The sequence below is a fragment of the Cupriavidus plantarum genome, assembly GCF_905397285.1.
Lineage (GTDB): Bacteria > Pseudomonadota > Gammaproteobacteria > Burkholderiales > Burkholderiaceae > Cupriavidus > Cupriavidus plantarum.
This window is the reverse complement of sequence record NZ_CAJPUX010000003.1, coordinates 182,030-195,910: the sequence shown is the minus strand read 5'-3', so window position 1 is coordinate 195,910 and position 13,881 is coordinate 182,030. Positions and strand designations below refer to the sequence as shown.

Here is a 13,881-nt window from a genome sequence, read left to right as displayed (position 1 = left end):
CGTGATCAAGAAGCTCATCAACCGGCTGCTGGGCAAGCCAGGGCCCAAACAGCGCCTGCTCGGCCGCGCGCACACGCCGCGTATCGTCGGCGTGGACGAACACCGCATCGATCCCTCGCTGATTTCGCGCAACGCGGTCAAGGTTACCTCGACGCTGCAGCAGGCCGGCTACCAGGCCTTCATCGTCGGTGGCGCCGTGCGCGACCTGCTGCTCGGCATCAAGCCAAAGGACTTCGACGTGGCGACCAACGCCACGCCGGACCAGGTCCAGGCGCTGTTCCGCCGTTCGCGCATCATCGGCCGGCGCTTCCAGATCGTGCACGTGACGTTCTACGGCGGGCGCGAGCAGGAGATCATCGAGGTGTCGACGTTCCGGGCCCTCGTGGACGCCGTGGCCAGCGAGACGCTGCCCGAGGGGCGCCGCCTCAAGCGCAGCGAGCTCGACAGCAAGACGCATGCGATCGACGCGTCGGGCCGCGTGCTGCGCGATAACGTCTGGGGCTCGCAGGCGGAAGACGCGGAGCGCCGCGACTTCACGATCAACGCGATGTACTACGATCCGGCCGCCCAGACCGTGCATGACTACCATCACGGCATGGAGGACATTCGCGCGCGCACGCTGCGCATGATCGGCGATCCCGTCACGCGCTATCGCGAAGACCCCGTGCGCATGCTGCGCGTGGTCCGTTTCGCGGCCAAGACCGGTTTCACGATCGACGAACACACGCGCGAACCGATTGCGGGGCTCGCCTCGCTGATCCACAACGTGCCGAGCGCGCGCCTGTTCGACGAGATGCTCAAGCTGCTGATGTCGGGCCACGCGTGGGCGTCTCTGCAGGAACTGCGCAAGGCGGGCCTGCACAAGGGCCTGCTGCCGCTGCTCGACGTCGCCATCGAACAGCCGATGGGCCAGCGCTTCGTGCAACTGGCGCTCGACAACACGGACCGCCGCGTGCAGGCCGGCAAGCCGGTGTCGCCGGGCTTCCTCTTCGCATCGTTACTGTGGCACCACGTGCTGCAGCGCTGGGAGCGCCTGCGCGAGGAAGGCGAGCATCCGATCGCCGCGCTCAATACCGCGATGGACATGGTGCTCGAGAAGCAGACCGGACAGCTCGCAATCCAGCGCCGGTTCGTCACCGACATGCGCGACATCTGGGGCATGCAGCCGCGCTTCGAGAAGCGCGTGGGCCGCATGCCGTTCCGCCTGCTGGAGTCGCCGCGCTTCCGCGCCGGCTTCGACTTCCTGGTGCTGCGGTGCGAATCGGGCGAGCAGCCCGCCGAGCTCGCGCAATGGTGGGCCGATTTCCAGAACGCGCCGCCCGACCAGCGCGAAGATCTGATCGCCTCGGTGCGGCCTTCGCGTAACGCGCGCGCGGCGGGTCACGGCCCGCAGGGCGACGCGGGCGCGGGTCCGAGCGGAGAGGGAACTGGCGAAGGCGGCGGCGTGAAGAAAAAGCGTCGTCGGCGCGGCCCGCGGAAATCGGATAAAGTTGCCTCGCGGAGCGACACGGACGCGGCGGATGGGGGTCAGGCCGCAGCAACAGGGTCCGGCCGCGCCCAGCCGGAGGACTCATAAATGACACTTGCCTATATCGGCATCGGCGCCAACATTGGCGATGCCCGCCAGGCACTGAAGGATGCCATCGTGTGCCTGGCCCAGCAGGTCGGGATCACCGTGGTGGCGAAATCCTCGTTTTATCGCACCGCGCCGGTCGATGCCGGCGGTGACGACTATTTCAACGCCGTGGTGAAGGTGGAGACGCCGTTCACGGCGTCACAGCTGCTTCGCATCTGCCATCACATCGAGGACCAATTCGGGCGCGAGCGGCCGTTCCGCAACGCGCCGCGCACGCTCGACCTCGATCTGCTGCTGTTCGGTACCGACATCATCGACAGCGAGCCGCTCACGGTGCCGCATCCGCGCATCACCGAGCGCGCGTTCGTGCTGGTGCCGCTGGTCGAACTCGACGCCGAACTCGTGATTCCGGGCCGCGGCCGCGCGGCCGATCACCTGCCCGGCGTACGCGACCAGCGCATCGAGAAGTTTTCCTCATGCAAGTGTCCGCGGCTTGCGCAACAGGGTAAGGCCGCGTTCTGAGCCCGGTCCGCGCCGCGGGCTTCGGCTCAGCGTCGTGTTTTGGCCTTTTCTTTCGATTCCACGCGCGCTGACTCATGCTCGATCATCTCCGCCGCATCGTCATCGAAGGTCCCGTGGGTTCCGGCAAGAGCGCGCTGGCCCAGCGCCTCGCGCGCACGCTCCAGGCCGGCGAACTGCCGGACGGCGCGCGGCGCAGTCCGTTTCTCGAACGTTTCTATCGGGAGCCGCAGCGTTATGCGCTGCCGATGCAGCTGTCGTGCCTCAATGCGCGCGTCCAGCAGCTCGAACACTGGCACGCGGCGCTGCTCGCCACGCAGCGCATGGTCACCAACTTCCTCTACGAACGCGATCGGTTGTACGCGGCACTCACGCTCGAGGCGGATGAGCTCGCGCTCTATGACGCGCTCGCCGCGCGCATGACGCCGCGGCCGCAACGGGCGGACCTCGTTATCATGCTGCAGGCGACGCCATCCCTTCTGCGCGAGCGCATCGCGCGGCGCGGGCTGCCGGGCGAGTCTCATGTCGACGAGGCCTATCTGCAGCGACTTTCCGATGCCTACGGCGAGCTGTTCCATCGCTATGACGAGGCGCCGGTCATGATCGTGGATACCGCGCATTTCAACCCGGTAGACAATGACGACGATTTCCGTACACTGATGTCGCGCATCGAAACGATGCGGGGCCGCAGAGCCTTCCTGAATTTCGCCGCGCGATAACGATACGGATTCCCATGAGCTACCTCCTCGACCCCTCCCGCAAGACCGTCACCATCCCCAGGCTGCAGGCGATGCGCGATGCCGGCGAAAAGATCGTCATGCTGACCGCTTACGACTCGAGCTTCTCCGCGCTGCTCGATTTCTGCGGCGTCGAGGTGATCCTCGTCGGCGATTCGCTCGGCAACGTCATGCAGGGCCAGCAGACGACGCTGCCCGTCACGCTCGCGCACATGGTCTACCACACCGAATGCGTGGCGCGCGGCAATCAGACCGCATTGCTGATGTCGGACCTGCCGTTCGGTACCTATGCTACGCCGGAGATGGCCTATGCCAGCGCGGTGGAGCTAATGCGCGCGGGCGCGCAGATGGTCAAGATCGAAGGCGGCGAATGGCTGGCGCCGACGGTACGTTTTCTGGTCGAGCGCAGCATTCCGGTTTGCGCGCATATTGGGCTCACGCCACAGTCGGTGCATGCGCTGGGCGGGTTCAAGGTGCAGGGCAAGACCGACGAGAGCGCGGCGCAACTCAAGCGCGATGCGGTGTCATTGCAGGACGCTGGCGCGCAGATCGTGCTGATGGAGGCTGTGCCGGCCACGCTGGCCGCAACGGTGACCTCGCTGCTCAAGGTGCCGACGATCGGCATCGGCGCTGGCGTGGATTGCACGGGCCAGGTGCTCGTGCTGCAGGACATGATCAACGTCTACCCGGGGCGCAAGGCGAAGTTCGTGCGCAACTTCATGGAGGGACAGACGTCGATCGAGGGGGCGGTGAGGGCCTATGTGGCGGCGGTGAAGGATGGGAGTTTCCCGGCGCCCGAGCATACGTTCAGCGTGTAAAGGACGGCCGTCTCACCTCGCCCGCCTCTCGCCTGCCCCCTTCGTCTAGTCCTTCAGTACCGCCACCATCGCCCCGCGGAGCGCGTTGCACACCACGATCTGCTGCGCGCGGGTGAGCATGGCGCGCGTGATGGGGGCCTCGCGGGCCGGGGTCGTCAGCAGTGGGTGGCCCTGCTCGAGCATGACCGCCCGCATGACGCCCGGGAGGATGTCCGACGACAGCGGTGGCGTGAGCCATTCGCCGTCGATCCTTGCGAACACCGAGGTGCGGCCCCCTTCGAGTAGCTCCCCGCGCGTGTTGAAGAACAGCCGGTCGAACGCGCCGCGCTGTTCGGCGGACTGCCAGCCCGCATCGTAGACCGCGCGGGCGCTGGTCTTGTAGCGCCGTAGCGGATCGGCATCGGGCAACGGTTCGGCCGCGCAGTCCACGAACACCGGTTCGGTGAGCGGTACCAGCGCGCCGCTCGCGAAGGCGAGCGTGCCGATCTTGTTCACGCTCACGCGCAACCGCCAGTCGCCGTCGCCCAGGCCGGCCGCCTCGGCCGCCACCGCCCGCGCCGCCGCGTCCGCATCGAACGCAAACCCGAACGCCGCCCCCGCTTGCGACAACCTTGCGAGGTGGCGCGATTGTTCGAGGCATACGCCATCCCGCGCATGCATCGTCTCGAAGAGCGTGAAGCCGGGATCGTGCGCGGTCAGGAAGCGGGCTTTCCACGCGCATTCCACATACTCGTCATGCGCCACGCTGTCGTGCACGATGCCGCCGCCGACGCCCATCTCTCCCCGCCGCAATCCATCGCGCCCCCGCGCATCGAGCACGAGCGTGCGGATGGCCACGGACATGGCGAACGCGCCGTCGGCATCGAGCCAGCCGACCGCCCCCGTGTACAGGCCTCGCGGCGACGACTCCAGCGCCGCGATGATTTCCATGGTGCGCCGCTTGGGCGCCCCGGTGATCGATCCGCACGGAAACAGCGCACCCATCAGGTCACCGAAGCCCGTGCCCGCGCGCGCGTCGGCCGTAACGGTCGAGGTCATCTGCCACACACGGCCGAAGGGCGTGACGGCGAACAAGTCCGGCACCTTCACGCTGCCCGGCACCGCGACACGGCCGAGGTCGTTGCGCAATAGATCGACGATCATCACGTTCTCGGCGCGGTTCTTGGGGTCCGCGGCAAGCGCCCGGGCGATCTCCGCATCGGCGTCGGGGTTGGCGTCACCATCGGCGGCGCGTGGCGCGGTGCCCTTCATCGGACGCGCAAGCAGATGGCCGTGGCCATCGTGCGCCACAAACAGCTCGGGCGAGAGCGACGAGACCCAGCGATCGCCGGGCAGATGCGCGAGCACACCGTAGGGCACCGGCTGCGCGGCGCGCAGCCCGGCGTGCAACGTCACGGGGTCGCCGAACATCGAGAACCGCAGGCGTTGCGTGAAGTTGACCTGATAGGTATCGCCCGCCTCGATCCAGTCGTGAATGCGCGCGATGGCTGCTTCGTACGCGGGCCATGGCGTGTCGCTGTGGACATCGATCGCACCGGCCGGCTCGGGGCTCGCCACCGATGCGAGCCATGCGCCGACGTCGGGCGCGGTCATGTGGTGGAGCGTACGGAACCAGAGCAACCGCAGCGCGCCATCGTGGAACGGCAGCGTATTCCTGACGTGCACCGGCTCGACGTGCACCGGTGCATCCACGAGCGCCCCGCCGAACTCGTAGGGGGCGAACAGCGTCGCGTGCAGATTCTCCGCCCAGCCAGCGCTCAGCAGCGCATCGAGCGCCTCTGGCGCACGCCCATCGCCGCCGCATGGGATGACGTCCTCGCGCGCGAAGTCGGTGTAAAGGCGCGAGGCGGCATTGTCCGGCGCGGCCGTGGCGTCGTCGAGCAGGACGAAAGGCGAGCGAGGGGAGAAAGGGACGGGAGACGGCAAGGGGCAGGCAAGGCAGGACGCGAGACGTCCGCATTATCGCGCATCGCTCCCGGAAACGAAAAAGGCCGGACTCGCGTCCGGCCTTTCACTCGACCTTGCACTCGGCAATAGATCAGCTAAAGAAGCTCTTCACCTTGTCCAGCCAGGACTGCTCCTGCGGACTATGGCGCGAACCGCCTTCATGGACCGAGCGATCGAACTGGCGCAGCAGTTCCTTCTGCGACTCGGTCAGCTTGACCGGCGTCTCGACGGCCACGTGCACGTAGAGGTCGCCCGGATAGCCGGAACGCACACCCTTGATGCCCTTGCCACGCAAGCGGAACGTCTTGCCCGCCTGCGTCCCCTCGGGCACCGGGAACGACGCACGGCCGTTCAGCGTGGGCACCTCGATATCGCCGCCCAGCGCCGCGGTCGCGAACGAAATCGGCATCTGGCAGTGCAGGTCGTCGCCATCGCGCTCGAACACCGGATGCGGCTTGATGTGGACCTCGACGTACAGGTCGCCCGGAGGACCGCCGTTGATGCCCGGCTCGCCATTGCCCGACGAACGGATACGCATGCCCTCGTCGATCCCGGCCGGAATCTTTACCTCGAGCGTCTTCTGCGACTTCAGCTTGCCCTGGCCATGGCACTTGGTGCATGGCTTCGGGATGAACTTGCCGCTGCCGTGGCACTTCGGGCAGGTCTGCTGCATCGTGAAGAAGCCCTGCGACACACGCACCTGGCCGACGCCGTTACACGTCGGGCAGGTCTCGACGGACGAGCCCGGTTCCGCGCCATTGCCGTGGCAGTGGTCGCATTCGTCCCAGTGCGGCACGCGGATCTGCGCCTCGTGGCCATGCGCGGCCTGCTCGAGCGTGATCTCCATGCTGTAGCGCAGATCGGTCCCGCGATACACCTGCGGACCGTTGCCGCGGCGGCCGCCCGCCTGCTGGCCGAAGATGTCGCCGAAGATATCGCCGAAGGCTTCCGCAAAGCCGCCGTACCCCTGCTGGCCGCCGAAGCCGCCGGCCATGTTGGGGTCCACGCCGGCGTGACCATACTGGTCGTACGCAGCCTTCTTGTCGGCGTCGGACAGCATCTCGTAGGCCTCCTTGGCCTCCTTGAACTTGTCCTCGGCGTCCTTGTTGTCCGGATTGCGGTCCGGGTGGTACTTCATCGCGAGCTTGCGATAAGCCTTCTTGATTTCGTCGTCGCTCGCGTTCTTGCCGACCCCGAGCACTTCGTAGTAATCACGTTTTGCCATGGTGGCTCTTACCTGATGAATAAGCAAAAAAGCCGAGCGCGGCATCCGGGTGCGGTACTCACCGCAATCGGATCTCCGTCGCCCGGCGTCGGGTCGGGGGCGGCGCCGGCATTCCCCGCGCCGCCGCCCGTTCCCGCATTACTTCTTGTCGTTGACTTCCTTGAACTCGGCATCCACGACGTTGTCGTCCTGCGGTTGCTGCTGCTGATGCGCGCCACCGGCCGCACCCGCATCGCCCGCGGCGCCCGCCGCACCGGCCTGCGCCTGCATGTCGGCGTAGACCTTCTCGCCCAGCTTCTGCGCGGCTTCCGACAGCGCCGTTACCTTGGCGTCGATCTCCGCCTTGTCGCCGCCACGCGCCGCTTCTTCGAGTTCGCGGATCGCGGCTTCGATCTTTTCCTTCTCGCCGGCTTCGAGCTTGTCGCCATGCTCGGTCAGCGCCTTGCGGGTCGAATGGATCAGACCGTCAGCCTGGTTACGCGCGTCGGCCAGCTCGCGGGCCTTCTTGTCTTCCTCGGCGTTGGCCTCGGCGTCCTTCACCATGCGCTGGATCTCGTCTTCCGACAGACCGGAGTTCGCCTTGATGGTGATCCGGTTTTCCTTGCCGGTTGCCTTGTCCTTGGCGCCCACGTGCAGGATGCCGTTCGCGTCGATATCGAACGACACTTCGATCTGCGGCGTGCCGCGCGGCGCCGGCGCAATGCCTTCGAGGTTGAACTCGCCCAGCAGCTTGTTGCCGGTCGCCATTTCACGCTCGCCTTGGTAGACCTTGATGGTCACCGCGGGCTGATTGTCGTCGGCGGTCGAGAACACCTGCGCATGCTTGGTCGGGATGGTCGTGTTCTTCGCGATCATCTTGGTCATGACACCGCCAAGGGTCTCAATACCCAGCGACAGCGGCGACACGTCCAGCAGCAGCACGTCCTTGCGGTCGCCCGACAGCACGGCACCCTGGATCGCGGCACCGACGGCCACGGCTTCATCGGGGTTCACGTCCTTGCGCGCTTCCTTGCCAAAGAACTCCTTGACCTGTTCCTGCACCTTGGGCATGCGGGTCATGCCGCCGACCAGGATCACGTCGTCGATGTCGCTCACGCGCACGCCGGCGTCCTTGATCGCGATGCGGCAGGGCTCGATCGTGCGGGCGATCAGTTCCTCGACCAGCGCTTCGAACTTGGCGCGCGTGATCTTCAGGTTCAAGTGCTTCGGACCCGAGGCATCCGCCGTGATGTACGGCAGGTTGATTTCGGTCTGCTGCGAGCTCGACAGTTCGATCTTGGCCTTTTCGGCGGCTTCCTTCAGGCGCTGCAGCGCGAGCACGTCCTTCGACAGATCGACGCCCTGTTCCTTCTTGAACTCGCCGATGATGTAGTCGATCAGGCGCTGGTCGAAGTCTTCACCGCCGAGGAACGTATCGCCGTTGGTCGACAGCACTTCGAACTGCTTCTCGCCGTCCACGTCCGCGATCTCGATGATCGAGATGTCGAACGTACCGCCACCGAGGTCATATACGGCAATCTTGCGGTCGCCCTTCTCGTTCTTGTCCATGCCGAACGCCAGCGCGGCCGCGGTCGGCTCGTTGATGATGCGCTTGACGTCGAGACCCGCGATACGGCCGGCGTCCTTGGTCGCCTGGCGCTGCGAGTCGTTGAAGTACGCGGGCACCGTGATCACGGCCTCGGTCACCGGCTCGCCCAGGTAGTCCTCGGCGGTCTTCTTCATCTTGCGCAGGACTTCGGCGGACACCTGCGGCGGTGCCAGCTTCTGGTCGCGCACGCCGACCCATGCGTCGCCGTTGTCGGCCTTGACGATGGCATACGGCATCAGGCCGATGTCCTTCTGGACTTCCTTCTCTTCGAACTTGCGGCCGATCAGGCGCTTCACGGCATACAGCGTGTTGCGCGGATTGGTCACCGCCTGACGTTTGGCCGGCGCGCCGACCAGGATTTCGCCGTCTTCCATGTAGGCGATGATGGAAGGCGTCGTGCGGGCGCCTTCGGAGTTCTCGATAACCTTCGGCGTGTTGCCTTCCAGTACCGAAACGCAGCTATTGGTGGTACCCAAGTCGATACCGATGATCTTACCCATTTGTATTCTCTCCTATTGAGCCCCGCGCTCTTGGGGGGCTGCAATTCAACCTGAGTGCGAAATGTGGCCGTCCGAGGGCTTTTCAAGGGTCAAAATGACATTTCCGAGTAAATTTCTCGGTTATGCCGTCCGACCCGCCAGCCCGTGGCCGTGGCTCGCCACACGCACCTCTACTAGCCCATTGAAGCGGCTTATTATGAACTTTTCCGTTCGCGCTGCCACAGAACGTCGCCGCAGCCCGCCTCCCGGTTCAGCACGCGAGCGAGCACGAACAGCAGGTCGGACAGCCGGTTCAGATACTGGCGCGGCGCCTCGTTGAGCGCCTCCGTCGCGCCGAGCCCCACCAGCGCCCGCTCCGCGCGCCGGCAGACCGTCCGGCAGACGTGCGCGGTGGCTGCCGCGCGCGAACCGCCCGGCAGGATGAACTCGGCCAGGCGCGGCAGCGCGCCATTGTAATGTTCCAGCCACGTGTCCAGTTGCGCGACCTGCTCGGTCTGCAGCAACGTGTAGCCGGGAATCGACAGTTCGCCGCCCAGGTCGAACAGGTCGTGTTGCACGGCGACCAGCAGGTCGTGGACGTCGTCCGGCACGCCGGATTCGGTCAGCAGCACGCCGATATGCGAGTTGAGCTCGTCCACGTCCCCGATAGCGGCGATGCGCTGACTGTTCTTGCCGGTGCGGCTGCCGTCGCCCAGGCCCGTGGTCCCGGCGTCGCCGGTACGCGTGGCGATCTTCGACAGGCGATTGCCCATGCGGTCTCCTTGTTGTCCGATGCGGTGTCGATGAGGAATGCGCGCATTATGGGCCCGGAGGGGAAGCGCAGGAAGCCGCGGGCGTAGAATGTCGGCATTCGAGAATATTGCCGGAGACGCCCCATCATGAATCACCCCACCCCTGCCTCCGCGCTTGCCCGCCGGCCGCTGCCGGACATCGTCGCGCAGACGCTGGCGGCGCGCTTCGGCGACCGCTTCACCACTTCCGCCGGCGTGCGTGAGCATCATGGCCGCGACGAGTCGCCGTTCCCGCCCGAGCCGCCCGATGCCGTGGTCTTCGCCCACACGACCGAGGAAGTCGCCGAGGTGGCGCGCCTGTGCAACGAACATGCGGTGCCGCTGATCCCGTACGGCGCTGGTTCGTCGCTCGAAGGCCATTTGCTGGCCGTGGCCGGCGGCATCAGCCTGGACCTGTCGCAGATGAACCGCGTGCTCGCGGTTCATGCGGAAGACCTGACCGCGACCGTGCAGACGGGCGTGCTGCGCAAACAGCTGAACCAGGAAATCAAGGACACCGGCCTGTTCTTCCCGATCGATCCGGGCGCGGATGCCTCGATCGGCGGCATGAGCGCCACGCGCGCGTCCGGCACCAACGCCGTGCGCTACGGCACGATGCGCGAGAACGTGCTGGCGCTGACTGTCGTGACGGCCGATGGCCGCGTGATCCGCACCGGTACACACGCCCGGAAGTCCTCGGCCGGTTACGACCTGACCCGCCTGTTCGTCGGCAGCGAAGGCACGCTCGGCATCATCACCGAGGTGACCGTGCGCCTGTACCCGCAGCCGGAGGCTATCTCCGCCGCGGTCTGCGCGTTCCCGAGCATGGGCGACGCCGTGCGCGCCACCATCGAGACGATCCAGCTTGGCGTGCCCGTGGCGCGTGTGGAGTTCGTCGATGCGCTCGCCATCCGCGCCATCAATCGTCACGACAACATGACGATGGCGGAGACGCCGCATCTGTTCTTCGAATTCCACGGCACCGAAGCCGGCGTGCGCGAGCAGGCCGAGACCGTGCAGCAGATCGCCGCCGAGCATGGCGGGCAGGGCTTCGAATGGGCCACGCGCCCGGAGGACCGCAGCCGGCTCTGGAACGCGCGCCACACCGCGTTCTTCGCGATGCTGCAGCTCAAGCCGGGCTGCAAGTCGGTTACCACGGACGTCTGCGTGCCGATCTCGCGGCTGGCCGAGTGCGTGACGGAGACGGAGCGCGACCTCAATGCCTCGGCCCTGCCCTGCCCGATCGTGGGCCATGTCGGGGACGGCAACTTCCACGTGGCGATCCTCGTCGATCCGGCGAACCGCGAAGAAATGGCGGAGGCGGAGGCCATCAACCGCCGCATCGTCGAGCGCGCGCTGGCCATGGGCGGCACCTGCACCGGCGAGCATGGCGTGGGGCTGCACAAGAAGGCGTTCCTCGTGCAGGAACATGGCGAGGACGCGCTGGACCTGATGCGCGCCATCAAGGACGCGCTCGACCCGAACCATATCCTCAACCCCGGCAAGATCTTCAGCGCATCGCGCTGAGCGGGGCGCCGAACCATGGCCTCGGTCTTCCATCGCGTCCCGCCGCTGCACCTGCTCATCGCCTTCGAGGCCGCCGCGCGGCTGGGCAGCTTTGCCCGCGCGGCCGAAGAGCTCTCGGTGACGCCCAGCGCCGTGTCGCACCGCATCAAGAACCTCGAGGAGCTCTGGGGCGAGGATCTGTTCGTGCGCTCCAACGCGGCGCTGCGCCTCACCGCGGCGGGCACGCGCTACCAGCGCAACGTGCAGGACGCGCTCAAGTCGCTCAACGAGCTCGCGCGGCCCGAATACAACAAGCTGCGCACACGCCTGCGCGTGGCCATTCCGCCCACGTTCGGACGCCAGCACCTGGTACCACGCCTGCCCGAGTTCGGCGCGCTGTACCCGCATATCGACCTCGAACTGCATCTCGCCATTCCGTTCCTCGACGTGAAGGCCGAGGATACCGACGTCGAGGTGCGCTACGGCACGGGGCGTTATCCGGACCTGCGCACCACCAAACTCCTCGTTGAGCCAGTGTTTCCGGCCTGCGGACGCGAGTATTACGACCGCATCAACGGCAGTTCGATCACGAAGCCCGCGGACCTGCACAACCTCGTGCTGCTGCGCAGCCCGCTGGAACCGTGGCGGCCGTGGTTCGAGACGGCCGGCCTCGACTGGCCCGAGCCCCAGACCGGCCCGCAGTTCAATGACATCGGCCTGCTGCTCGAGGCCATTGCGTCCAACCAGGGCGTGGCGCTCGTGCGGCAGCGCATGGCGCGCCAGTGGCTCGCGGCCGGCCAGATGGTGAAGCTGCTCGATATCGAATCGGTGTCGCCGCATGGCTATTACATCGTCGAGCGGGAACAGGCGCCGCTCAAGCCCGAAGCGCGCTATTTCGTGGACTGGCTGCTGGGCCTTGACTGGTAGTTGCCCTCGTGCAGGCGCACTAAGCTGGAGGCAGACATACCGGACTCGCGCCGCGCGTGGCATGAGCAGTTTTGATCGGTCCGCCACGCCGAATTCACGTGGCAATCGCGCCCGCGGCGGGGGGCCTGCGCTATAGTCAGCCCACCCGGCCGGCCCGTTTTCCGGCTCCGGGAGGTTGCCATTGGAGTTGCCATGAACGCCCCGCACGACGACCCGTCCCTCGCCCACCCCGCACAGCCCGCGCGCGACCCCGCCCTCGATCGGCGCCGCGACGCGCTGCTGGCCGGCCTCGCGCGCATCCTGCCGGACACGGCGATCCTGTGGAAAGCCGAAGACACCGTGCCTTACGAATGCGACGGACTCGCGGCCTATCGGCAGGTGCCCGATGCCGTGGTGCTGCCCGATACCGAAAACCAGGTCTGTGAAATCCTGCGCCTGTGCCATTCGCTGGGCGTGCCCGTGGTGCCGCGCGGCTCGGGCACCAGCCTGTCCGGCGGCGCGATGCCGATTGCCGGCGGTCTCGTGCTGTCGCTCGCCAGGTTCAAGCGCATCCTCGACGTCGATGCGCGCTCGCGCACGGCCGTGGTCCAGCCCGGTGTCCGCAACCTCGCGATCTCCGAGGCGGCCGCGCCCTACAACCTCTATTACGCGCCCGATCCTTCGTCGCAGATCGCCTGCTCGATCGGGGGCAACGTCAGCGAGAACTCGGGCGGCGTCCACTGCCTCAAGTACGGCCTGACGGTCCATAACGTGCTGCGCGTGCGCGGGGTGACGATGGAAGGCGACGTCGTCGTGTTCGGCTCCGAGGCGCCCGATGCGCCCGGCCTCGACCTGCTTGCCACCGTTATCGGCTCAGAGGGCATGCTCGCCGTGGTGACGGAGGTCACGGTGCGGTTGATTCCCAAGCCGCAGCTCGCGCAAGTGATCATGGCCAGCTTCGACGACGTCGAGAAAGGCGGCAATGCCGTGGCCGACGTGATCGCGGCCGGCATCATCCCCGCGGGCCTCGAGATGATGGACCGTCCCGCCACGGCCGCCGTGGAAGAATTCGTGCACGCGGGCTACGACATCGACGCCGCCGCCATCCTGCTCTGCGAGTCCGATGGCACGCCCGAAGAGGTGGCCGAGGAAATCGAACGGATGAGCGAGGTGCTGCGCGCCTCCGGCGCCACGCGCATCACGGTGTCGCAGAGCGAGGCCGAGCGGTTGCGCTTCTGGAGCGGCCGCAAGAACGCGTTCCCGGCCGCGGGGCGCATCTCGCCCGACTACTACTGCATGGACGGCACGATTCCGCGCAAGCACATCGGCACCCTGCTCAAGCGCATCGAGCAGATGGAGCACAAGTACGGCCTGCGGTGCATCAACGTTTTCCACGCGGGCGACGGCAACATGCATCCGCTGATCCTGTTCAACGGCGAGGACCAGGACGAGTGGCACCGCGCGGAGCTCTTCGGCGCCGATATCCTCGAGTCGTGCGTCGAGCTCGGCGGCACGGTCACGGGCGAGCATGGCGTGGGCGTCGAGAAGCTCAACTCGATGTGCGTGCAGTTCTCGCCGTCGGAGCGCGAGGCGTTCTTCGGCGTGAAGGCCGCGTTCGATCCCGCGCGCCTGCTCAATCCGGACAAGGCGATTCCCACGCTCGCGCGCTGCGCCGAATACGGGAAGATGCATGTGAAGCGCGGACTGTTGCCCCACCCTGATCTGCCGCGCTTTTAGTGCCTCTGAAGGCCCTGAAGATACTGAAGCACCGATAACGATAGCGACGACA

General features: G+C 66.7%; 11 protein-coding genes. 7 read left to right on the top strand and 4 right to left on the bottom strand.

Annotated elements, in window-relative coordinates; translation table 11 throughout:
- The first annotated feature begins 1 nt into the window (after position 1).
- The 4 genes from pcnB (at position 2) to panB (ending at position 3,650) form a co-directional block, all read left to right on the top strand.
- Entirely contained in the window at positions 2 to 1,576 is a 1,575-nt protein-coding gene (gene pcnB / locus KHP16_RS15580; RefSeq protein WP_109580174.1) for a polynucleotide adenylyltransferase PcnB, read from the top strand.
- Positions 1,577 to 2,098, top strand: coding sequence for a 2-amino-4-hydroxy-6-hydroxymethyldihydropteridine diphosphokinase (gene folK, locus KHP16_RS15575; protein WP_109580173.1), 522 nt, complete (start codon positions 1,577 to 1,579; stop codon positions 2,096 to 2,098).
- Between the two features lie 74 nt (positions 2,099 to 2,172).
- Positions 2,173 to 2,814, top strand: coding sequence for a deoxynucleoside kinase (locus KHP16_RS15570; protein WP_109580172.1), 642 nt, complete (start codon positions 2,173 to 2,175; stop codon positions 2,812 to 2,814).
- A gap of 14 nt (positions 2,815 to 2,828) precedes the next feature.
- Complete coding sequence (gene panB / locus KHP16_RS15565; protein ID WP_109580171.1) at positions 2,829 to 3,650, top strand: 3-methyl-2-oxobutanoate hydroxymethyltransferase; 822 nt, start codon at positions 2,829 to 2,831, stop codon at positions 3,648 to 3,650.
- A 45-nt stretch (positions 3,651 to 3,695) separates the two neighbouring features.
- Here panB and KHP16_RS15560 read toward each other — a convergent pair whose 3' ends face one another.
- From KHP16_RS15560 to KHP16_RS15545, 4 genes are all read right to left on the bottom strand, one after another.
- A complete protein-coding gene (locus KHP16_RS15560; protein WP_211960636.1) occupies positions 3,696 to 5,576 on the bottom strand; it encodes a chorismate-binding protein in 1,881 nt (626 codons plus the stop codon).
- 112 nt (positions 5,577 to 5,688) lie between these two features.
- On the bottom strand, positions 5,689 to 6,822 hold the full coding sequence (gene dnaJ, locus KHP16_RS15555; protein WP_109580169.1) for a molecular chaperone DnaJ: 1,134 nt from the start codon (positions 6,820 to 6,822) through the stop codon (positions 5,689 to 5,691).
- A gap of 138 nt (positions 6,823 to 6,960) precedes the next feature.
- Positions 6,961 to 8,910: a molecular chaperone DnaK gene (gene dnaK, locus KHP16_RS15550; protein ID WP_109580168.1), complete on the bottom strand. Its 1,950-nt coding sequence runs from the start codon at positions 8,908 to 8,910 to the stop codon at positions 6,961 to 6,963.
- Positions 8,911 to 9,104: 194 nt separating this feature from the next.
- A complete protein-coding gene (locus KHP16_RS15545; RefSeq protein ID WP_211960635.1) occupies positions 9,105 to 9,662 on the bottom strand; it encodes a cob(I)yrinic acid a,c-diamide adenosyltransferase in 558 nt (185 codons plus the stop codon).
- Positions 9,663 to 9,788: 126 nt separating this feature from the next.
- Here KHP16_RS15545 and KHP16_RS15540 point away from each other — a divergent pair, with 126 nt between their 5' ends.
- The 3 genes from KHP16_RS15540 (at position 9,789) to KHP16_RS15530 (ending at position 13,829) form a co-directional block, all read left to right on the top strand.
- Positions 9,789 to 11,207, top strand: a complete 1,419-nt coding sequence (locus KHP16_RS15540; protein WP_115952756.1) for an FAD-binding oxidoreductase — start codon at positions 9,789 to 9,791, stop codon at positions 11,205 to 11,207.
- Between the two features lie 15 nt (positions 11,208 to 11,222).
- Entirely contained in the window at positions 11,223 to 12,113 is an 891-nt protein-coding gene (locus KHP16_RS15535; protein ID WP_109580165.1) for a LysR substrate-binding domain-containing protein, read from the top strand.
- Between the two features lie 192 nt (positions 12,114 to 12,305).
- Entirely contained in the window at positions 12,306 to 13,829 is a 1,524-nt protein-coding gene (locus KHP16_RS15530; RefSeq protein WP_109580164.1) for an FAD-linked oxidase C-terminal domain-containing protein, read from the top strand.
- Positions 13,830 to 13,881: the final 52 nt, after the last annotated feature.

Excerpts from the sequence above, each read along its gene's own strand:
- KHP16_RS15535 (WP_109580165.1), top strand. The coding sequence starts at position 11,223 with ATGGCCTCGGTCTTCCATCGCGTCCCGCCGCTGCACCTGCTCATCGCC.
- KHP16_RS15540 (WP_115952756.1), top strand. The coding sequence starts at position 9,789 with ATGAATCACCCCACCCCTGCCTCCGCGCTTGCCCGCCGGCCGCTGCCG.
- panB (WP_109580171.1), top strand. The coding sequence starts at position 2,829 with ATGAGCTACCTCCTCGACCCCTCCCGCAAGACCGTCACCATCCCCAGG.
- dnaK (WP_109580168.1), bottom strand. The coding sequence starts at position 8,910 with ATGGGTAAGATCATCGGTATCGACTTGGGTACCACCAATAGCTGCGTT.
- folK (WP_109580173.1), top strand. The coding sequence starts at position 1,577 with ATGACACTTGCCTATATCGGCATCGGCGCCAACATTGGCGATGCCCGC.
- KHP16_RS15530 (WP_109580164.1), top strand. The coding sequence starts at position 12,306 with ATGAACGCCCCGCACGACGACCCGTCCCTCGCCCACCCCGCACAGCCC.
- KHP16_RS15570 (WP_109580172.1), top strand. The coding sequence starts at position 2,173 with ATGCTCGATCATCTCCGCCGCATCGTCATCGAAGGTCCCGTGGGTTCC.
- KHP16_RS15545 (WP_211960635.1), bottom strand. The coding sequence starts at position 9,662 with ATGGGCAATCGCCTGTCGAAGATCGCCACGCGTACCGGCGACGCCGGG.
- dnaJ (WP_109580169.1), bottom strand. The coding sequence starts at position 6,822 with ATGGCAAAACGTGATTACTACGAAGTGCTCGGGGTCGGCAAGAACGCG.